Here is a 21,615-nt window from a genome sequence, read left to right on the forward strand (position 1 = left end):
AGATTCGTTGATGTCCTGCTACTCCCGAAAACTAGGAATCGCGCCCCCGCTAGGTCCGTAGGTCGGATGCCCCAATGACTAAACGCCGCGGCGAAAGGGCATCCACTTCGTCTCACTCCGTGCGATATTGACCCGATAAGCTGAGCGCTTAAGTTAGAGTGATCGGCTTAAGTGTCTGATTTTTCAGAAAATTCAGTGTGACGCTCCAATCGGTGTCAACTGCGCCAACTGGACAGCTTGTCCAGCCCGGGGTAGCCGCTGGTGGACCTCGCCAGTTAGAATGTTTCATGGCTACCGCTCGGCTACCGGACAAGCTCCAATTTTCAGGTCATGAGACCTTTCCGCTGCGACAGCTTTGGCTTCGCAAGGCTTATTTCGCAGTTGCCGAGGGCACCTCAGGGAACGTCTTCGGCGAAGAGGCCGCCATACGCCGCTTTGGTGTGGGCAAGAACATGGTGTCGGCGATCCGGCATTGGGCACTTGCCTCCGAGGTGCTCGAAGAGGGCGCCGGTAATACTGTGCAGACGGCGCCGCTCGGCGAGATGCTCTTCGGCAAGCATGCCGTAGACCCCTACCTTGAACGACCTGCCACCGCTTGGCTTGTGCATTGGATGCTGGCAGGCATGGCTACGCGCTCCACGACGTGGTATTGGGTCTTCAACCGCATCACTTCGCAGAGCTTCGATCGCAACGCGATCGTGCTCGCTTTGTCAGAGGTTGTGAGCGAGAAGCGGAGCCGGGTCTCACTGATAACGCTCAAGCGCGATGTTGAAGTGTGTCTGCGTTGCTATCTCACGCGGCGGGACGGCAAAGAGGTCGATGATGCTGCTGAGCCACTATTGGCCGAGCTCTCATTGATCACCGAAGGGCCCACCGGCACCTTCCAATTCCGCCGCGGACCCAAGCCCAACTTGCCCGACGCCTTGTTCGCTTTCGCGTTGAGTCAGTTCTGGGATCGCTGGGAAGAGACGACGGGGTCGTCGCAGAACACGCTATCATTTGAAGCCATCGCGCACGACTTCGGCTCGCCGGGGCGGGTTTTCAAGTTGGATGAAGCCGCGGTCGCAGAGCGACTGATGGGCCTCGAAGAAGTGTCTGATGGCGCGATGATCTGGACAGACAGTGCAGGCTTGCGTCAAGTCAGTCGTCCGCATGGTCGCTTGGATCCGCGTTCCGCTATGAAGTTGCTGCGGAGGGCGTATGTACGCTGATCTGGCCGCACAGGTTCGAGTTAAAGCAAAATTCCAGCGCTCGGTGCGCCTGGATACGGACTTCGATCAATCCGATGCTCTCGATGGTTACGTCTTGCAGGCGAGTCCGCGTCATGCATTGGAAGTAGTGGCAAAGCACGTTGCCCAGACTCAGCAGCGGGCTTTTACCTGGACGGGTCCTTATGGCGGCGGCAAGTCCTCCTTGGCCTTGGCCGTGGCGGCGCTTGCGGGTGGTGATACCTCCGGACGCCGCAAAGCAAAAGAGATCCTTCGGGTCCATCCCAACGAGCCAATTGCACACGTCTTTGGCAGCCGCAAGCCCTGGCTGGTGCTTCCCGTCGTCGGTCGCCGTGCCTCAGTAGAAGACGCTATTGGTAATGCTCTGGACACGCACGCGCCCGTGCGTGGTCGACGCCCTATGCGCGATGGTCGGCGCGACGTCATCGCTGAGCTGGCACGGCGCGCAGAGACAGGCGAGCATGGCGGCGTGCTGCTGATCCTCGATGAACTGGGAAAGTTCTTGGAGGCGGCCGCTTCAGCGGGCGATGACATCTTCTTCTATCAGGAGTTAGCCGAAGCGGCGAGCCGAAGCGACGGCAGGCTCGTAGTCGTAGGCGTGCTCCATCAAGCCTTCGAGCAGTATGCCTCTCGGCTGGGACGTGAGGTGCGCGAAGAGTGGGCCAAGGTCCAAGGTCGCTATGTTGATATCCCGATTGTAGCGGGCACTGATGAAGTGCTGGATCTGATTGGGCGCGCGATCGAGACAAAAGTTGCGCATCCGAAAACGCAGCGAGTGTCCAAACACATCGCCGCTTCCATCCAGCACCGCCGCCCCTCTTCACCGCCCAATCTGGCTGAGGCTCTGGATAAGTGCTGGCCGCTGCACCCAATCACGGCTGCGTTGCTGGGGCCCAGTTCGCGTCGCAAGTTCGGCCAGAACGAGCGCAGTGTTTTCGGCTTCCTCACTTCCGCTGAACCTCTTGGATTTCGTGAATTCCTAGCTAGTGGGGAGGGGGATATCGCCGAGGTCTATTACACCCCCGCGATGTTCTGGAATTACCTACGAGCCAACCTCGAAAGCGCAATTCTGAATTCGCCTGACGGACATCGTTGGGCGATTACTGCCGAGGCAGTTGAGCGCGTCGAAGCACGTTTTGATGAGCCGCATGTTTCGTTGGTCAAAACCGCTGGACTCATCGAGTTGTTCCGTAATGGGTCCGGTGTCGCGGCTGATACGGACGTCCTGGCCGACTGCGTGCCTGGTTGGACCAAGAAGGAAGTTGAAAGCGCGCTGGATGAGCTGGCCCGAGCGAGTGTGCTGATCTACCGCAAGCACACTGGTGCTTGGGGCGTATTCGCGGGTAGTGATTTCGACATCGAGGCCTCTGTCTCTGCGGCACTGCAAACGATTGGCTCAGTTGACTTCGAGCAGCTCAAAGCCATTGCTCCGCTTCCTGCGGTTTCGGCTCGTCGCCACTACGTCGAGACGGGCACTCTCAGATGGTTTGAGCGAGAAGTCGTGCCGGCATCTGACGCAAAACGCTTTATGCGCGATCGCAAGAGTAGCGCGCGGGCTGGTCGGTTCGTGCTGCTCCTCCCCACAGCAGAGATGTCCGATGTCAAGGCCGGCAAGCTTGCGGCAGAGCTCTCGCAGCAAGCCGATAACGGAGAGATCATCTTCTACGGCGTTCCGCATGGTCAGAGCGGCATCATGGAGCGTGCCGCGGAATTGGCCGCATTAGAGCACGTAGCCAAGAACAAGCCTGAGCTGGAAGGCGACTCTGTGGCTCGCCGTGAAGTCGAGGCACGCCTGCGGCAGGTGCGTTCCGACCTGGCCGGCGACCTGTCCGAGGCCTTCGGAGACGCGCACTGGTATTGCGCTGGTCGTCGCTTCAAGTCGGATGCTTCGCACGGGCTCTCGCCATTGGCCAGTGCAGTGTGTGGTGAGGTGTTCGGGGAAACCCCGGTCATCCACAGCGAATTGGTCAACCGCGACGTGCTCTCGTCCAGCGCAGCCAAGGCGCAGCGGAACTTGCTCCACCGCATGCTGGACTTCGGCTCCGAAGCGCGGCTGGGATATGAAGGCTTCCCAGCGGATGCGGGTCTTTACTACACCATCGTGGCTGAGCTTGGTATGCATGCCAAGGTGGGCGCGAATTGGGGCTTCCACTCGCCTGAGCGAAATAAGGGCACTCGTTCGGAGTCGCTCGTTGCGCTCTGGGCGGCCACCAATGAAATGCTTGAGCAGACAAGTGATGCTATATCGCTTGCTGACATCTATTCGCTATGGCGCAAGGCACCCTTTGGCTTAAAACATGGCGTGATGCCCATCATCGCGCTGAGCTTTTTATTGGCCAATCGCAGCCGGGTTGCGGTCTATGTCGAAGGCACGTTCACGGCCGAGCTGACCGATGCCAATGTGGATGAGTGGTTGCAAGATCCCAAGCGCATTTCCTGGAAATGGGTGCGGATAGATGCATCGGCCAAGCGCTTGCTTGTGCGGCTGGCTGATCAGCTCGAAGTTGCCGTGGGTCGCTCCGTGGCGGCTGATCCATTGGACTCGGCGCGCGCGCTGGTATCCCAGGCCCTTGCGTTGCCGGCCTGGACTCAACGCACTGCACGCGTGTCAGAGCGGGCGCGCGCGGTCCGCACGCTGCTGTTGCGTGCTTCTGACCCGATCAAGGTCATCTTCTCTGACCTGCCTGAGATGCTGGGGACACGTGATGCCGATTTGCTCGTCTCTCGCATCGGCGAAGTGGTTAAGGAGTTGGAGGGTGCTTATCCGACGTCGCTACGCACATTGGAAGGGCAACTGTTCACCTCCCTCGATCACCAGGGTGACTTGAAGCACCTGGCACAGCGGGCTTCTGTCGTGCAAGGCATAACGGGTAACTTCCAGCTCGACGCCTTTGCGGGACGCTTGAAGACCTACAACGGCACCTTGCCTGACATCGAAGGAATGATCTCGCTTGCCGTGAGCAAGCCGCCCATGGGTTTCACCGATCACGATCTGGACGGTGCTGTTATTCAGCTCGCCAAGTGGGCATTCGAGTTCCGACAGGTCGAAGCGCTCGCCATGGTGCAAGGACGTGATGCGTCCCGCCAGGCGCTCGCCGTGGTCCTCGGTGGTGGCCAGACGGTCTCGCATGTTTTTGATGTGAGCGTGCAGGAGAAGAAGGAGGTCTCAGCACTGGCCAAGAGGCTGTTGGAAGCCTCAGACGGCAAAATCAAGCCCGACATCTTCCTGGCGGCGTTGGTGGAGGCAGGCACAGAGTTGCTTCGGCAGCGGGGAGGCAGTCATGACTGAGCGGCACGTATTGGGCCTGTCAGGTGGCAAAGACAGCGCGGCGTTGGCTGTCTATATGCGACTGCATCGCCCTGAGTTGGACATCCAGTATTTCTTCACCGACACCGGCAAGGAACTCAAAGAGGTTCATGAGTTCCTTGGAAAGCTCGAAGGCTTTCTGGGACGTCCCATCCAGCGCCTCAACCCGGATCGAGACTTTGATTTCTGGCTGCGGGAGTATGGGAATTTCCTGCCATCTCCCCGCACCCGTTGGTGCACTCGGCAGCTCAAACTGGCGCCCTTCCGGGACTGGATCAAGCCTTGGCTAGCTGCGGGCGACACGGTGCATAGCTATGTCGCTATCCGTGCGGATGAGCCTCATCGCGAGGGCTATGACTCAGGTCACGACAACCTAACGGTGCATCTGCCATTCCGTGCTGCGGCGATCGACCATGCGGGCGTCATTGAGCTCCTAGAAGGTGCGGGCATTGGGTTGCCTCGTTATTACGACTGGCGTTCGCGTAGTGGCTGCACCTTCTGCTTTTTCCAGCAAAAAATCGAATGGGTCAGGCTCAAAGAGCGGCATCCAGAGGCGTTTGAAGAAGCCAAGCGCTATGAGAAGAGTGCCTTAGAGCACGGATCACCGTTCACTTGGAGTGACCGGGAGTCGCTGACCGAGTTGGAACAACCTGAGCGCATTGCGGCCATCGAAAAAGAGCATGAGCGCCGCAAGGCGCGGGCAAGAGCGCGCGTGAAGCCCAATCCGTTGCGGCCTGCTGGATGTCAGCCCGAGGGCTTGGAGTTTGAAGAAACGTTCTCGGCCAGCAAGGCTTGCTTGGTGTGCCACAAGTGAATACCTAAGTCGAGAAATTTACCTGGAGGCAGTGTGGGCGGTCGACGTCCCCTATATCTCGATCACAATGCAAGCACGCCTCCCTACCCAGAAGTTGTGGAGGCGATGTTGCCCTGGCTTCGAGACCAGCACGCCAACCCCCATTCGGATCACTTCCACGGGCGCCTAGCTGCGAATGCAGTCGAGCAAGCCAGGCACTCTGTCGCTCAGCTCATTGGGGCTTCGCCGGAGGAGATCATCTTCACCTCGGGGGCGACGGAGGCAAGCAATCTTGCATTGCAGGGATATCTACGCGAGCACGGGGACGTGGGCGCGCTCATTTACAGCGCGATAGAGCATCCTTGCGTCAGAGAAGTCGCGCTCGCCCTGGGTGGGCTTGGCACGCGGCTTCGAGAGGTTGAGGTCGACCGTCAAGGGCAGATCGATCCTTTGGCGATTGGCCAGGCGATCATAGTGGCGAGGCGAATGCGCTCGCTGGTATCAGTCATCCACGCCAGCAATGAAATTGGCACAGTTCAAGCGATTGCGCCTCTGGCCGCCGCAGCGCATGCGAATAGCGCACGGTTCCACCTGGACGTCAGCCAGAGCTTGGCATGGGTCGACATCGATGTGGGCGAGGGGATAGACCTCGCCACGCTCTCCTCCCATAAGATCGGTGGGCCAGCAGGTATCGGTGCGCTGTTCGTAGCCGATGGCTTGAAGAATGAGCTGACTCCGCTTGTCCGTGGCGGTGGTCAGCAAGGCGGGCTACGCCCAGGCACCATTCCGGTCTTCCTAGCGGTGGGCTTTGGCGCGGCGTGCGACCTGGTGTCCGTTGAACGAGCGAAGCGCACCTTGGCTGCAGAGAACGCTGCTAACGCCTTCTTGCGTGTGCTGGCTGACAGCGGAGCGGCTTTCGAGATAATGGGATCAACGCAGAGCAGCCTACCAGGGCTCAGGAGCATCCGCTTTCCTGGCACAGAGGCGCGGGATCTTCTGGATCGCCTGCAAACCGATGTCTCTGCATCGCCCTCCTCAGCTTGTGCCTCTGGCGACTTCAAGGCGTCTCATGTGCTGAGGGCAATTGGTCTTAATGAGGTAGAAGCGATGCAGGTCGTGCGCTTTGGGTTTGGCGGCGCGACGTCGGTTCAAGATGCCGAGCTAGCCGCTCAGCATGTCAGCAGTGCTTTGATGTCTGCGTCCGGGGCCGAAGCCGATAGATATTCTCAGCCTTCTTCGTGAGACGCGACAATTGACGTGCAGTTGCCATATGCCGTTCGAACCAGCACACGGCCGCGACGCCCAGCGATGACTGCACGGGCAGGGTCTGGTCAACGAATCTGCGGGCGTTCTCCAAGTCGTTTCCTCGCCGCTTGACAGCCATAGCAGCCGAATCAGCTGACTATCCAGGGCATCGGCAGGGAACTCGGTCCAAGAAAGGGCTGTCCCGTCAAAGGTCAGCCCTGTTCGTTTCTGCGGGTAATTGATGGCAGTGCGGCGGGGTCTGTCGATCACTTCTTCTGTGCTCGTTGGCGAAAATCGGCTTCCGTCGCGGGGTGCAAGCGAATGAAGTCGGCTTCAGGAAGTGAGTGGAATTCTTCTGTGAATGGCAAGTAGACGCGGATTCGCCAGCCCTCGGCAGCAGGCTCGGCAGCAAATGGGTGCAGGATCTCGCCGGCGGTGTCCACCCGGTCGAATCGGAACAGGCGTCGATACGGATATCGAGATGAAGGGCTTTCAATTTCCGCTTGAATTATGGTCGAGACGACTTCGTTGGGGAAACCAGGATGCGGATCGCCATCAACTACCTTAAGCCTCGACAATATGGCTTCTTCGGTCGACCTGTAAGCCCGCTCGATTTCGATTTCGTCGAAGACTACTTCTGGCACGACAAACGGCGGGCCGGCCAGCCATGCTTCGTCTAGGTGCGGGTCGAATTCGATGGCCAGAATTGTTCGGCGGCCGATATCGGTGCAGCGCCAGCGCTGCCCGGTATTTATCTGGAATTCCGTGCCAATGTCGAAGTCGTTGATGTTCACGTGACCAGTCCTCTTCCTGCTCAATAGAAGTCGGCGGAGCCGCGCCGGTAGGTCTCGAAAGCCTGGCGGTAGGCCGCATCGTTGATTTCGGCTGCAGTAACAAATCCATGCTTGGCGATTTTCAGCGCGACGAGATACCAGGCGCGGAACTCGCCATAGGTCAGGCCACCGCAGTTCCGGGCTGCGTCGTGCTCGGGACCAGAGAAGGCAGTGTCATCGGGGTTCAACGCCCGAAGTTCGAGAACAGTCTTGTCGGCCTGCCGCGCCGCTTCCCTGACTTTCCCCATGGAGCGGGTGAAGGCTGCGCTCCACACGTGTTGCTCGCGGCCGGTCATCTGATGTCACGGAATGTATTCGCTCATGTCGATGATCTCCTCGCCGCCGAGATGGGGTTATGCAACCTTGCCAAGGCGCAGTTGCGCATACCGCGACAGTTGCGTGAAGGGGGTTGAGGTCAGCGTCGCTCGACCTGTCGCTCGGGCTGCGAACGTTGCCTTGTTTTGAGCCAGGTTATGCTTTCCTGCTGTTGCGGTGGACAATTCATGGTTTCACGCACACAGCTAGCTATCTCGGTTTTAAGGCGTCGGACTGGTTTGGTGTGAATGGCGTCAATTGTCCTCCCGGTCGAGGCTGGTTCGGCCAAACTTTGCTGGATAGGGGCGGTCGAACTTTGCTGGATCGCGCACCTGCGTCCACTGATCTCGGATTATTCCACGCAGTAGGCCGTTATTTTGGTTACTGACGTCCGTGGGTGTCCGCTTGCATCCGTATCTAAGGTCAATAAGAGTGTGAGTACGGTCCCGATGGGATCTATTGATTACTCACAAGACATTACTCACCATGCTGACGGACACCAAGCTACGTTCGCTCAAGCCCAGAGCCAGCGTTTATCGGATGGCCGACTGCACCGGCTTGGCTATCGAAGTGCGCCCTACGGGGTCCAAGCAGTGGCGCTGTCGCTATCGCTTCGCCGGCAAGGCCAACATGGCTGCACTGGGTGAGTACCCGTCCATGTCGCTGCAGCAGGCGCGAGCAGAGCGCGACCGCCTCCGCGCCCTGCTGAAGGGTGGCTGATCCGTCGCAGGTCACCCGTGCCGAGAAGGTCGCCCTGGTTGAGCGTTCGGCCAACACCTTCGGTTTCGTGGCTAATGAACTGCTCGATAAGCGGGCCAAGGAGGGGCTTGGTGCTGGCTCGGTCAAGCGCGAGCGCCGGCTGATCGAGAAGGACTTGGCAGTCATTGCGGATCTGCCGGTAGCCGACATCACGGCGCCGGTCCTCTTGGCTGCCTTACGCAAGATCGAGAAGCGCGGCATCGTGGAAACGGCACACAGGGCTCGATCTCTGTCTGGGCGCGTGTTCCGCTACGCGATCGCGACGGGTCTGCGCGGAGCGCGCCCCCTGCCTGGTATGCCGTCCAGCTTCGTACGAGAGGGCGTGTCGCCCAAATCGCGCCGAGCCCACAAGAAGGATTGAGCCGACCGGTGCCGCAATGGGGGCGGTCGCCGTGCCTCAACATGCAAGGCAATGAGACTCGAGTCGCCGGCTCGGTGAATCAGAGTGACTTAACGGCCAACTGCAAGCTCAGGGACCCCATCAATTTGGCGGACTAGTAGTCGCGCCCCAATTGAGTCCAGAAATCCCCGAATATCGCGCTGCATTCGCTTGACGGATTCGATGTTGTCCAAAGCAGGCTGTAGATCGCCTTGGTGAAGCGAATAAATCGCGTTACCCAGGACCTCTGGTAGGGATATCGAAGCCTTCTTGACGCTGGCGATTCCCAGAGGCGACTGCAGGCGGTGTCGCGATAGTTTCAGGCGGTACGACTTGCCACGGCGTTCGTCCTGAATTTCCATCGAAAATGATGAGGACGAGAAGTACGGGGTCACCGCATTCAAGCGAACGGCCCGGTCGTGGAAATCCAGCAGCGGCAGCCCTGCTGCGTCCACCTTGGCGGCAAGCGTCCTCAATCCAGTGAGGATATGATCGTCTTCGATGAGAACCCAGCCAGTGCCGCTAGCTATCGACACGCCAACCGCCAACTCTTCGATGTCATCCCCACGGCGTACGGCCACAAGCCAGTTCAGAAGGTCGATTTCGTCAGCATCTAGGCCGACATGGACTTGCCGCTCTCGGCCTGTGGTGCCGACAAAAAAAGGTTCCGATGGCTTGCCGGGAGTGTCGATGGGATCCTTCAACGGAGAGGCGGTGCCGATCGGAGTCGTGAATGCATCCGGGTCGAGCGCCGGACCGCCTTGTCGAATGGCATCGACGAAGGCCTTGGCTCCCGCCGCATTGACGCCAGCGGCCAACTCTTCGGACGTAAACCAGGCAAATCGTTCGGGATGTGCAGCCATGCAGCGCAGCAGACCTGTCTTACCTGCATCGTTCAGGGCAACGCTAAAGGGCTGTATGTGATACTCGGTAGCGGAGTACGCACTCTTCGCACCTTCTAGGGCGATGTAGTGGATGGGTTCCCCCAAGGGAATCTCGGCCTCGAAGGCGTTGCCGGAAATCTCAAGTTCTTCTCGTAGCTCCCGCCTCACAGTTTGTGAGAAGGCGTAACGGATGTGACGGGGGTCGATCTCCACGTTGGGATCGAAGAAGTCAAGGCATCGGGAAGCGGTCAGCCTCACTGGCTTAGGCAGATCCTCGTTAGACACGCGACCGCCAGGAAATACGAATTGGCCCCGGCTGCCGTCCCGAAAGAGTGCGGGATCTTCCCGGCGGACCATCAGGAATTTCTCATCCAGTGCGATCCATGCCCAGGAAACCCAGACCCGCCGGATAGGCACCAACCCAGCCGGCAACGCCGCTCGGAACTCCTCTGATTGTTTGATGAGCGCCCGCTGCCGATCCACCAGGTACTCACTGGCATTCCAGAAGCCTGGTTCCAGCAGCCGGAACTCCGCTTCGCCTAAGCCACCCAGCACGCTGCGGGCTAGGAGAGACGCTGGGAAGGAGACGAAGGCCCATACCCCGGTACCCAAACGCGCCTCATCGAGCACAGACAGGGCTTGGAGCAGGCGCCGGACCACGCCGAGTGCGGAGCCGGCCTCCTCCACCACGATGCCCGTGGCGTTGACCAGGCGTTCGAGGAGGTCGGTCTCGGGGATCTCCTCCCGGTCGCTGCTCTCCTCGGCGATCCGGGGGAGGATTCGGGAGACCTCGGCCAGTAATTTGTTGGAAGGGTGCATTCACCTATTGTGACCGCACTTGCCGCGGCGGCACTAATGCTGATCCTCCGCCTCCGCTCCTCCCGGTTGGAAGCCATAGAGGACAAACTGGGCGACTTGGTGGGGTGACCCCTTTAAAGTATTGAGGTTTAGGCGCCAAGGCGCCAAACCCGGGCCCCTGTTCCGGGGACACTCTCCCAACAGCGGAAACTGCCCTAAAGGCATTCAAATGACACGGAACGAGCGACTAACCTGCAAAGAAGTCATCGAGCCCCAATTGGCGGCGCTCGGCTGGGCGCTGCAGGAGCAGCTGCGTATTGGCCCGGGGCGGGTCAATCTCACCGGCGAGGCGATGTACGACGAGACGCAGTCGATCATCGCCGACTACCTGCTGCGCTTCAAAGGCGTGCCTCTGGCTATTGTCGAGGCGAAGTCGGAGGCCGAAAGTGCGGCTGATGGCATGCAGCAGGCGTCTCGCTATGCCCGTCGCCTCTCCCTGCGATTCTCAATTGCCTCAAACGGCAGTGATTGGATCCTGACCGACAATGACACCGGCGAGTTCGAGTCGCGGAGCGCGCCGCCCTCTCCAGAAGAGCTTGTCGCCCGCATGGGGGCTGCTGTCGATTGGTCGCGTTGGGAAGGGGCATTTTCCGCCGGCTACCACATGGATCAGGTGTCGCGCAAGGCCGTGCGTCCCTACCAGGATGTAGCTATCAACAAAGCCTTGTGGCAATTCGCGCAAGGCGACGATCGCGTGTTGCTGCTCATGGCCACGGGCACTGGCAAGACCTTCACCATCTTCCAGCTGGTATGGAAGCTGTTGAATGGCAAGGCCCTTAAGCGCGAGCACGTCCTGTTCCTGACCGACCGGAACAGCCTCAAGGATCAGGCCTACCGCGCCTTCAGCGCCTTTTCCGGTGCCGAGCGCGTGCAGATCGACAAAGACACCGTCGCCCAAGGCCAGCATCTGGTGGGGAAAGTGTTCTTTGCCAACTACCAAAGCCTCGACGAGGAGTTGGAGGGCAAGAAGGTCTACGAACACTACGACCCTGATTTCTTCGATCTTGTTGTTGTTGACGAGTGCCACCGCTCCGGCTTTGGTGACTGGTTCGGCGTGCTCAAGCATTTTGGAGGCGCCCTACAGCTCGGTCTGACAGCTACGCCGCGCGAGCTAGAGGAGGGTGAGCGCGCGCTTACCACCGAGGAGAAGCGCCGCGACACCCAGCACTATTTTGGCGATCCGGTCTTCACCTATACGCTCAAGCAAGCCATCGAGGATGGCTACTTGGTGCCCTACCTGTTGGAAGAGCGCATTACGAATGTCGACGAGGAGGGCTATACCGGCCCAGACGGCAAGCGCTATACCACCGCCAACTTTGAGCGCGACATCCGCATGCCGGACCGTACGCGCGCCATCGCCGAGGATCTCTGGGAGGTGCTGGGCAAGTATGAGCTACGCGACGAGAAGACGATTGTCTTCTGTGTGGATGACACCCACGCGGCGTTCATGGCGCAAGAGCTACGCCGCCTCTCTGGCAACGGCGATTACGCTGCGCGCATCACACGTGCTGAGCGCAACAGCCACCAACTAGAACGCAACTTTGCGGTCGTCGGTCCCAGCAATCCGCGCGTTGCTGTAACCGTCGACCTGCTGACCACGGGATTTGACGCTCCAGACGTCAAGAATGTGGTGTTCATGCGCCCGCTGCGCAGTGCCATCCTCTACAAACAAATGAAGGGGCGAGGCACCCGATTGTGTGAGGACATCAACAAGCGCTACTTCACCATTTTCGACTATTCGGGCGCCAGCGCGCTGGAAGACACCGAGTTCGATGGCCATCCTGCAAACCGCCAAAAGGCCCCTTCCGGCAGCAAGCCCAAGAAGAAGAGTGGAGATGACACCCTGCCTAAGCCGATCGGCGAGGGCGTGTCCGTCATTATCTCCGCCGAGAACCGCTACGTTTGCCTAGCCGATGGCAGCAAGATTCCGTTCGAGGAGTACGCCGAACAGTCGCGCGAGTTCATCCTGGACGTCAGCCATAAGGGCATGGATGAGCTGCTGCGCATCTGGATTGACAAGGGCAGTCGTCAGGAACTTCGCGAAGCGCTGCGCGACCGCGATATCTATCCCTCCGCATTCCGGCATTACCTGGATCTCCCGGATGCCGACGACGTAGACATCCTCGCCAAGATCGGATTCCAGCTACCGCGGGTGCCCAACAGGGCCGATCGCGCCAACCGCCTTTGGGACGAGGATCAGATCTGGTTGCTGGCCCATCTGGGCGAAGCCGCGCTGCCTGAAAGCGAGCGCTTCAAATCCCGTCTGTGGCAGACCGCGCTCGATCACTACCGGCTGTTCGGCATCGACGACCTGGAGCAGGCTCGCACCTACAGCGCTCCGCAGTTTTACGAGCAGTTCGGCAGCTTCACCACGCTTACCAATCGCTACGGCGGTCCGGTTCTGCTGAAAACTGATCTCGAACTGGTGAAGCAGCACCTTTACGTGCCCATGGCTGCTTAACGCGCTGGGGCTCAATAGCAAAAGAAGGACAGAACGTGAATAAGAACAAGGCCGACCACCGCCGCACCGAGGTGCAGCAAATCGTTAAGAACGCCTGCGACCAGCTCAATTCGGAGGGCGTGGACGCCCGCAACTACGTGGAGCAACTCGCCTGGCTCTTCTTTCTGAAGGCCTTTGACGAAACCGAGACACGCAAGGAGCAAGAGGCCGCCTTCGACGACACACCTTACGAGCGTCGCCTAACGGGTGATTACGCCTGGAGCCATTGGGCCAAAGACACCGACCACCCCGACGAGATGCTCGAGTTCGTCGACGGGAAGCTGTGGATCAAGCTCACCAGCCCGGACCCCGCCAAAGGCCTGGGCGACGACGCGCTGGCGCAGCGCTTTCGCCGCATCTTCGACAACGTGCGCAACTACAGCCGCCGGGGCGTGAGCTTTGCCAAGGTAGTGCAGCAGGTGGACAAGCTGCACTTCTCCAGCGAGACCGACGTCATCGTGCTGTCGGAAATCTACGAGGACCTGCTCAAGCGCGTTGCGGCCGACTCGGCCGGCTACGCTGGTGAGTTCTACACCCAGCGCCACATCATTCGCGCCATGGTGCAAGTGGTGCAGCCACAGCCCAGCGAGCATGTGTACGACCCCTGCTTTGGCACGGCCGGGTTCCTGGGTGAAGCTGCGGACTACTTGCGCCACAACAGTACCCTCAGCGGCAAGCAACTCGACGACCTGCAGCATAAGACCCTCTACGGCCTGGAGCTCAAGCCGCTGACCTACCTGCTGGGATCGATGAACATGATCCTGCACGGCATCGAGGGCGCCAGCCTGGAACTGGCCAACACACTGGAAGTGCACAGCCAGAACGTTGCTGAGAAAGACAAATACCAGGTCATCCTTGCCAACCCTCCCTACGGCGGGAAGATGGCGCAGGAACTGCAAACCAACTTCCGTGTCCGCTCCGGCGCCACAGAGTGTCTGTTCCTGCAGCACATCATGGCCAACTTGGCCAAGGGCGGTCGCGCGGCGGTGGTCATTCCCGAAGGCGTGCTGTTCCGTGGCGGCCCGGATCAAAAGGTGCGCAGAGAGCTTCTGGAACAGTTCAAAGTGCACACCATTCTGTCGCTGCCAGCAGGCTGTTTCCTGCCCTACACAGGCGTCAAGACCAACGTGATCTTCTTTGATCGTGCGCAAGACGGTTCGGGTACGGAGTCTGTCTGGTATTACGACCTGACCAACGACGGCTACGAGCTCAAGCAGACGCGCAAGCCGATTGCAGGCAACCAACTGCCCGACTTCCTGGCCAAGTGGCAAGGCCGCGTGGAGAGCGACAACTCCTGGTCCGTACCGCTGGCCGCCATCGTGGCCAAGGGTTACGACCTCTCGGCCAAGAATCCGAACAAGGTGGATGACTACGAGCACCAGCCAGCGCTTGGGTTGGTGCAGGCAATAAAGGCAAAGGAAGCGCGCATCTCTGAGCTCCTGGATGAACTCGAATCTTTGCTGGAAGGTGACAAGTGAAGCCGATAGGTTGGAAAACTAGAAAGCTCGGTGAGCTTCTAGATGTTCAGAATGGCTTCGCCTTCGATTCCGCTCTTTTCTCAGAATCTGCGGGGATGTCGCTTATCCGGATCCGCGACCTGAAGAACGGCTCAGCAACTGTTATCCGCTACAACGGGGCCTATGACGAACGCTTTGTTGTCCGGGAAGGGGACCGCCTTATAGGCATGGATGGCGAGTTCCGCTGCTATGAGTGGCGTGGAGGTGAGGCGCTGTTGAATCAGCGAGTCTGTCGTTTGGTCGATTTCTCCGACGAGATAGACCCTGAGTTCGTTGGATTTGGAATCAACACTCACCTCAAGGAAATCGAAGAAGCCACGCCGTTCGTAACGGTCAAGCACCTGTCTGCCAAGTCGATTCGTGGCATCGAGTTCTCTTATCCAGAGCTTCCAGAGCAGCGACGCATCGTCGCCCGCATTAAGGAATGCATGGAGCGGGTGGGGGAGGTTGAAGAACTGAAGAGTTCCTCACGGGTTCAGCAGCAATGCTTGTCTGCCTCATTGATCGAGTCGGAGTTACATCCCGACGTGACGTGCATCGAAGGCTGGGCAACGCGCACTGTTGGCGAACTTGTCACCACAGTTCGAAATGGAAGATCCATTGCTCAGGATACTGAAGGCCTAGCCGATGGTGCGGTGTTGACCTTGACAGCGGTGCGAGGCATCGACCTGGGGATCGAATTTCAAAAAGCCATCGCGCTGCCCAAGGAGGTTGCCAAGCAGTTCGGCATCGATGCGGGCGACGTTTTTGTGTCGCGTGCGAACACCATCGAGTTGGTAGGGCTATCTGCGGTAGCAATGGATGCGCCGACGGAGCGGCTAATCTATCCAGATTTGCTCATCAAGCTTAAGGTCAACCCTTCGATGATCCTTCCGCGCTATATGGCCTACGCCTTGCGTAGCGCCAGTTCCAGGAAACAGATCAAAGCGCGCGCGCTTGGGTCGAGCCAGACGATGGTGAAGATCTCGGGTGAACGACTCCGGGAAGTGAGTATCCCGGTTCCGTCCTTGGCCGAGCAAGAAAGGATTGTCAGCCGGCTGGACGCAGCACACGATGTGATGCGCCAACTGGCAACCGAGTCTTTGCCCGGTGAGATCGAAGTGCTTCGCAGGGCTGTCCTCCGCAAAGCCTTCGCCGGGGAGCTGTGAGCATCGTGGTGAATAAGTCGCTACGTGACGGTGCCGCACATTGGGTAGCGGCCTTGGATTCGCTCAGAGGTAAGTTGGGCGAGCCCAAGTCGTTCATCCGTGAGGTCTTCGCGGCGTTCCTGCTACTGCGCTTGACCGACCTGCGAGACGCCGAGCAGGAGGCGATGGCGACGTTCGAGGATCGCTCGCACCACCCGTTGTTGCCACTGGCGCTTCAATGGCGCCACTGGTCCCGTCTCGAACAACCGCAGTCCATCGCCGATCGGCTGAGCCAGCTTGCTCGCTACGTAACAGGGTTGCGCGGTGACGCAGGTGATCCGATGGCGGCCTACTTGCACGCCTTAGCAGGCCCTTTGCATCGTGTGCTGAAGGTGGACTTCGTTTATCTACTCGACCTAGTTCGATGGGTGGGCGAAGTCCCCTTCGAGACGCCGAGCGAGCGGCGCGCCCTACTTGAGGTATTTGACCAGGTAATGGCCGAAACGGGTGATGCCCGCGATGGCGAGTTTTCCACGCCAATCGACATTGCCCGCCTGGTTGCGGCGTTAGCGAACCCGCAACCTGGGGACCGTGTGTATGACCCGTGCTTCGGGTCCGGCAATTTTCTGGTGGCCGCCTGGCAGCAAGCCGAGCGCAGCCGCACGGAACTGCGCCGACCGGGTGCTTTGCTGGAGGTGGCGGGGATCGAGAAGAATGCCGGCGCCTTCCTGATTGGCTTGACGCGCATGCTGCTCGCAGGCATTGAAAGCCCGAATCTTGAACTCGGCAACAGCCTGGAACGCGAGTCGCTTAGTAGTCCCAGCCGGCAGGGCTTTAATGTGGTGGTGGCGAATCCGCCCATCGGCGTCAAGATCAGCCGTGAGCCATGGCGCTATCAACACTTTGCAATCCCGACTAGCGACAGCACAGGGCTGTTTGTGCAGCACGCGTTGTCGCAGCTAAGGCCGCATGGCCGCGCCGTCATTGCAGTTCCGGAGGGCTTTTTGTTTCGGAGCGGCGGAGACCGTAACCTCCGGCGCCACTTATTGGAGCGGGGTCACGTAGAGGCAGTAATCGGCCTGCCAGCAGGAGCGATCGCGCCATACACCAGCGTCAAGGGCAGTCTGCTCGTGCTGAGCAAGCAAGGTGGTGCCAGCCGGGTGCGGATGGTCGATGCCAGCGCCTTGTTTGTGCCCGGGTCCGGACACAAGGGGCCGGGACAGCGGTCCGGTCCATTGGGACAAGTGATTCCAAGTCTACTGGCCGAGCAACTGGCCAGCGAAGTGTTTCGCGGCGAGCTGCGTCAGCCGCGTGAGCTGCCTCCCGGCATCTCTGAAGGTGCGCCGGGTACTGGCGTATTGTCACGTTCCGTTTGGGAGGTAAGTGTTGATGAACTCGCCGCCGCCGATTGGGACTTGTCACCCCGGCGACGCGAAAAGGGTGGGCTGGATGAACTGCTGGGCAGCCTCAAAGAGACATCGGGCAGTTCGAGTGCGCTAGTGTCGCTGTCGGAAGTGGCCGAGGTGTTCGGGGGACGCTCAATCAAGTCTGCGGACTTAATTGATGAGCCGCCCTTCGAGCGGGCTGCGGGGTATGTACGCATCAAGGATCTGGGCCAAGGCAAGGTTGGTCGCGTTTCTAACTGGCTGACGCCGGAGTTGGCTAGTCAGGAGCAGCGCTGGGCGCTGTTGCCCGGTGACGTACTGTTGTCCAAGTCAGGCACCATCGGTAAGTCCGCCTTGGTGCGAAATGGCGCGGTCGGCTCGATCGCAGCAAGCGGCCTTTACGTACTACGTGTAGATCAAGAAAGGCTGGATGCTGGGTTCTTGCTGGCCTACCTGGCCAGTCCCGCTTGCCAGAACTGGTTAGCGGCGCAATCGCGCGGCGCAGTAATCCAGCACCTCAATCGAGCGGTGCTGAATAACTTGCCCGTCCCGTTGCCGCCATTGCAATTGCAGGCCCGTGCCGCTGCGCAGTTCCGCGAATTCGGCACCGATGCGCTTACCTTCCTGTCGCAGGCAACTGAAAGCAACGAATCGGACCGCCTGACAAGGTGGCTCGCTGATTTAGACGGCAAAGTGCCCAAGTTTGTGGGTGGACTGGACGATACCCCGGCACTTAGCCACTTCGAGTCTATTGTGGTCTTGGCCGGCAGGGCACGACGCTGGCTGGATCAGGAACAAGTGGGCAGCCAGGCGGTGCGTTGGCTGAAGCCGCTTACAGAGACCCTGCTACCGCTGGTGGGAGTTGCCCAGATACCGCCCGGACCTGGACTGTTGAACGTATTGCAGGAGGCCGAGCGCGGTGTGCAGACCGTGCTGGAGCAGACCACTGGTCACCTGCCTACGGAATCCCAAGCGCGAGCTATCGGCGAGCGATTGCGCGAATGGCTGCGCGCGGCCGTGGCCGACTTGGTCAACGCTGTTGGGTTGCGGGTGCGCATCTCTCCCGACTCCCTGGTTGCGGGCACCTTTGCCGAGTTCTCAGTCGAACTAGAGAACGCGGGCGCGTTGCCGCTTCGTAATGTTCGCGTGGCGACCCAGCCTGACTGGGGCGTCGCGGAAGTCGCCTATCTCACCGAGCGCGGGGCGTTTGCGGTCCATTTGCGGGGTGACGTGCCCAAGCGAGGCGGTAGGCTGTCGTTGCGGCTGCTGTGGCAGGCCCGTGCATTGTCGGGACAACTGGTAGAGGATGAAATCGAACTGGCGATCCGCGTCAAAGAGACCGAGCAAATCGCAGGCGCACCTGCTCCCGAATTGGGCGGTAGTCCCTATGTGACCGGCAGCCCACTAGAGCCGCAGCACGGGCACAGCGTCTTCTATGGTCGTGAGGAGTTGATTGCCACGATCAGTCGCCAGATCTCAACCCATGGCAATGTCGTGCTGCTAGAAGGCAATCGACGCGCGGGTAAGACCTCCATCCTTAAACACTTGGAGGGGCGATCAGCAATCCCGGGCTGGTTGGCCGTCTATTGCAGCCTGCAGGGAGCTGAAGGCGATTTGCACGCGGTCGGCGTGCCTACGGCGGAGGTATTCCGTGAGGTCGCCCGCAGCATTGCCACGCCGTTGACCAAGTTGCGTATCGAAGTGCCGCTACCCAACGGGCAGATCCTTGCCGCCGGCAAGCCGGCGCTCGGGGTTGCGCGAGCCTGTCGCGAAGGCATCGGTACCGAGTCACCCTTTGCCGACTTCCGCGACTATCTGGAAGGGGTTCTGGCCGCGCTGGAGCCTCTGAACCTGGGTCTGGTGCTGATGCTCGACGAGTTCGACAAGCTTCAGGAGGGCATCGATAACGGTGTTACGTCACCGCAGGTGCCTGAGAATATCCGATTCCTAATTCAGAGCTACCCGAAGTTCTCGGCCATCCTGACTGGATCACGCCGTCTCAAGCGCCTGCGAGAGGAGTACTGGTCCGCGTTGTATGGCTTGGGAACTAGCATTCCGGTGACCGCCCTGGATCCCGAAAGCGCGCGCAAAGTGGTAGTGGAGCCCGTCCTAGATCGTTTGACGTTCTCCCAGGAGGCCGTCGATCGGGTGATCGAGGTGACGGCGCGACATCCATACCTGATGCAATGTTTGTGCAACCGGGTGTTCGACTACGCGGTGCAGGCTAAGAGCCGATCGATCACAGTGAGCGTGGTCAACGCTGCAGCGTCCAATCTGGTGCGCGACAACGAGCATTTCGCAAGCCTATGGGACTACGCCGCCCTAGGCCCGGAGACTGGCCGTCATCGCCGGCAGATGATTCTGCTGCTTTGCGCGCGGAGCCTCAAGCAAGGAACTCATATCGGCTTCGGTACCCTTCAAGAGCAGTTGGCGCAGGTGGGTGTTGATGTCGATGACGAGGCGCTGGATGCCGATCTGACCTATCTGCGCGAGTTGGAGCTAATTGACCTTTCCGGCGAGATCGGCGATGGCGAGTATCGCCTGACCATTCCGCTGATGGCGGATTGGATCGAACAACAACAGGATGCCGACGTGGTTGCCAGTCGCGTTCGCACAGAAGCCGAGGAAGAAAATGCCTGACAGCCAATTTCCGATCTTGGGCACGATAGTTCCACCTATGCTTGGGCGAGCAGCTATTCTGGAGAGGATAATTGGATCGCTGACGAAGGCGACCCCGGATCATTTGCAGATGGTTGGCCCTCGATTCGCAGGCAAGACAGTCGTTCTACATGAACTTGCGAACCAACTGCGAAGGATCGGTTCGCCTTACTCGGCGATTGTACTGTGGGATCTTGGGCATCAGACGCCGCGTTCTGACGAGATCTTCATGCAGAACCTCGCGAGGGAGTTGTCTGCTGCGCTGGCGGGTAGCTTCTCCGTCTATGCGGATCATCTCAAGAACCCGCAGGGCAATCCCTATCAGGAAATAGCCGAAGTCCTGGATTTGCTCAAGGATGAAGATGTCAAAGTTCTCTTGATCATGGACGGCTTTGACAAGCCGCTATCCAATGGTCAACTGACTCGCAATCTGTGGGATCAGTTGCGGGAACTTGCGCTCAAATCAAGCTTGCGACTGATCACTGCCAGTCGGCGCACCCTGCGTGACCTTATCCGCAATCCCGATGCACAGACTAGCGATTTCTGGAACATATTTGATCCAACCCCAGTTCGTGTAGGTTGCTTCGATGACAGAGACTTAGGGGCCATTTTGGCGACAGTACCTGCGCAGAAACTCGGCCCAGGTGCTGAGACCGAGCTTTGGAACGCGAGCAATGGATTCCCCGTCTTGATGCTAGGCGTCTTGAACGCGACTTATGGAGCCGTCACGAAGGAAGCCATTGGTCCAGAAGTGATTAATGCTGCGTGTAATTCCGCATTTCCAGCGCTGCTCGACAAACTGGACGCACTCTGGCTTGATTGTTCGCCCTCTTCGCAAGATCTTCTGAGGCGTGTTCTGGACGAGGATGTCGTTAGTCGTGCCGGCATTGCCAGCGGAGATGCCGAGACGCTGCTTGAGCGAGGATTTGTTCGCTCGGCGGGGAATAAGCTCCAAGGGCCGAGCCGGTTGCTTCGTAGGTATCTTGATGAGCAGCCAAACGAAGGTAGTGCGCTCGCGCGGCTGTTCGGTGCGACTGATGCCTACCAAAGGAATCTCAAAGGGGTACTGGAGCGACGGATTGGGGCAATCAGTGGTATTGATTCAACACTGAAGCGCTACCTTGAGCGCAGCGCCGAAGAGCTCCCAGACCATCCCGACGTCTTTCTGAGTAACGTGCGTGGCATCGTAGACAAGGCGTTCGACCTAATTTGGGCGGCTGAGATTCCGAACAAGAAAATTCCTTCGGGCTGGATGTCGATATGGAAGCGAAACAATGAGCTGAGGGTTGATGAATGGGAGACGACCTTCCCCCAAGGGGGGCGTCGAGTGGTTCTCCTGAAGTTGATGACTGGTAGTGAGAGAAGTGCCCCCTGTGCGAAGTACGTCACGAAGGGAACCCATGTCTTGTTGGACGCCGTCCATGCCTTTGGAGACTTTGGGCAGCATCAAGAGGGCGCACGGATCGATTCAGGTATGGCGTATGCGGCCCTTCATTTGTGCATCGAGCTTTCCGCATGCCTGGCTTGCGAGCTTCCAAAATCGTAGTCAAGCTGTTCGCATGTGTGCTGTCTTGCGATCAGATCAAAGGCGTATCTGTTTCCCAGATCTCGTCCGTCCGAAGGCGTCCCCCGGCCAGTCGCTCAGCTAGTCCATTCAACGTGTCCGCGTTGAACTCGATGGAGAAACGCACCGGCGGCGCGTCGCGCGCGCCCAAGTTGAAATCGAGGCGAACGGATTGACGGTAGTTGATGGGACAGTCAAAACTATGCTGCAAAGCTCATCAATTCCGCCAGGCGCAAGTTCAACTCCGTCCTTTGCGATGACG

Annotated in this window: 14 protein-coding genes; 11 read left to right on the plus strand and 3 right to left on the minus strand. The window is 59.3% G+C overall.

The annotated features are described in order from the left end of the window. Positions 1 to 287 precede the first annotated feature (287 nt). The 4 genes from BLV01_RS20955 to BLV01_RS20975 are packed head-to-tail and all read left to right on the plus strand — an operon-like array spanning position 288 to position 6,571. The gene (locus BLV01_RS20955) at positions 288 to 1,211 is read left to right on the plus strand and encodes a DUF4007 family protein (RefSeq protein ID WP_091804705.1); all 924 of its coding nucleotides are present in this window, start codon (positions 288 to 290) and stop codon (positions 1,209 to 1,211) included. Next, positions 1,201 to 4,518, plus strand: coding sequence for an ATP-binding protein (locus BLV01_RS25785; RefSeq protein WP_139178972.1), 3,318 nt, complete (start codon positions 1,201 to 1,203; stop codon positions 4,516 to 4,518). The genes BLV01_RS20955 and BLV01_RS25785 overlap by 11 nt, the downstream gene beginning before the upstream one ends. Beyond that, on the plus strand, positions 4,511 to 5,350 hold the full coding sequence (locus BLV01_RS20970) for a phosphoadenosine phosphosulfate reductase family protein (RefSeq protein WP_091804713.1): 840 nt from the start codon (positions 4,511 to 4,513) through the stop codon (positions 5,348 to 5,350). Before BLV01_RS25785 ends, BLV01_RS20970 begins: the two co-directional genes overlap by 8 nt. Before the next feature lie 33 nt (positions 5,351 to 5,383). Next, positions 5,384 to 6,571 (plus strand): cysteine desulfurase family protein, encoded by a 1,188-nt coding sequence (locus BLV01_RS20975; RefSeq protein WP_175486169.1) that lies wholly within the window; start codon positions 5,384 to 5,386, stop codon positions 6,569 to 6,571. Positions 6,572 to 6,840: 269 nt separating this feature from the next. On the opposite strand, the gene BLV01_RS26445 is transcribed toward BLV01_RS20975, so the two are convergent. Beyond that, positions 6,841 to 7,368: a hypothetical protein gene (locus tag BLV01_RS26445; RefSeq protein WP_175486171.1), complete on the minus strand. Its 528-nt coding sequence runs from the start codon at positions 7,366 to 7,368 to the stop codon at positions 6,841 to 6,843. A 20-nt stretch (positions 7,369 to 7,388) separates the two neighbouring features. Then, positions 7,389 to 7,703 (minus strand): hypothetical protein, encoded by a 315-nt coding sequence (locus BLV01_RS20985; RefSeq protein ID WP_091804722.1) that lies wholly within the window; start codon positions 7,701 to 7,703, stop codon positions 7,389 to 7,391. Positions 7,704 to 8,208: 505 nt separating this feature from the next. On the opposite strand from BLV01_RS20985, the gene BLV01_RS26965 reads away from it, so the two are divergent. Together BLV01_RS26965 and BLV01_RS26970 are read left to right on the plus strand one after the other, a co-directional pair. Further along, on the plus strand, positions 8,209 to 8,442 hold the full coding sequence (locus BLV01_RS26965; protein WP_254782716.1) for an Arm DNA-binding domain-containing protein: 234 nt from the start codon (positions 8,209 to 8,211) through the stop codon (positions 8,440 to 8,442). Further along, positions 8,435 to 8,842 carry a tyrosine-type recombinase/integrase gene (locus tag BLV01_RS26970; RefSeq protein ID WP_254782717.1) on the plus strand — a complete coding sequence of 136 codons (408 nt, stop codon included), beginning with the start codon at positions 8,435 to 8,437 and terminating at the stop codon, positions 8,840 to 8,842. Before BLV01_RS26965 ends, BLV01_RS26970 begins: the two co-directional genes overlap by 8 nt. Positions 8,843 to 8,931: 89 nt before the next feature. On the opposite strand, the gene BLV01_RS25790 is transcribed toward BLV01_RS26970, so the two are convergent. Continuing rightward, positions 8,932 to 10,563 carry a hypothetical protein gene (locus BLV01_RS25790; protein ID WP_139178975.1) on the minus strand — a complete coding sequence of 544 codons (1,632 nt, stop codon included), beginning with the start codon at positions 10,561 to 10,563 and terminating at the stop codon, positions 8,932 to 8,934. 208 nt (positions 10,564 to 10,771) lie between these two features. On the opposite strand from BLV01_RS25790, the gene BLV01_RS20995 reads away from it, so the two are divergent. The 5 genes from BLV01_RS20995 to BLV01_RS21015 all read left to right on the plus strand — a co-directional run bounded on the left by BLV01_RS20995 (position 10,772) and on the right by BLV01_RS21015 (position 21,335). Beyond that, entirely contained in the window at positions 10,772 to 13,063 is a 2,292-nt protein-coding gene (locus BLV01_RS20995) for a DEAD/DEAH box helicase family protein (RefSeq protein ID WP_091804724.1), read from the plus strand. 35 nt (positions 13,064 to 13,098) lie between these two features. Continuing rightward, entirely contained in the window at positions 13,099 to 14,580 is a 1,482-nt protein-coding gene (locus tag BLV01_RS21000) for a type I restriction-modification system subunit M (protein ID WP_091804727.1), read from the plus strand. Then, the gene (locus BLV01_RS21005) at positions 14,577 to 15,767 is read left to right on the plus strand and encodes a restriction endonuclease subunit S (RefSeq protein ID WP_091804730.1); all 1,191 of its coding nucleotides are present in this window, start codon (positions 14,577 to 14,579) and stop codon (positions 15,765 to 15,767) included. Before BLV01_RS21000 ends, BLV01_RS21005 begins: the two co-directional genes overlap by 4 nt. Positions 15,768 to 15,841: 74 nt before the next feature. After that, the gene (locus tag BLV01_RS21010) at positions 15,842 to 19,771 is read left to right on the plus strand and encodes an N-6 DNA methylase (RefSeq protein WP_091804737.1); all 3,930 of its coding nucleotides are present in this window, start codon (positions 15,842 to 15,844) and stop codon (positions 19,769 to 19,771) included. After that, positions 19,764 to 21,335, plus strand: a complete 1,572-nt coding sequence (locus BLV01_RS21015) for a P-loop NTPase family protein (RefSeq protein WP_091804743.1) — start codon at positions 19,764 to 19,766, stop codon at positions 21,333 to 21,335. The genes BLV01_RS21010 and BLV01_RS21015 overlap by 8 nt, the downstream gene beginning before the upstream one ends. Positions 21,336 to 21,615 lie beyond the last annotated feature (280 nt).

This window comes from Lysobacter sp. yr284 (genome assembly GCF_900107375.1).
Classification (GTDB): Bacteria; Pseudomonadota; Gammaproteobacteria; order Xanthomonadales; family Xanthomonadaceae; genus Lysobacter.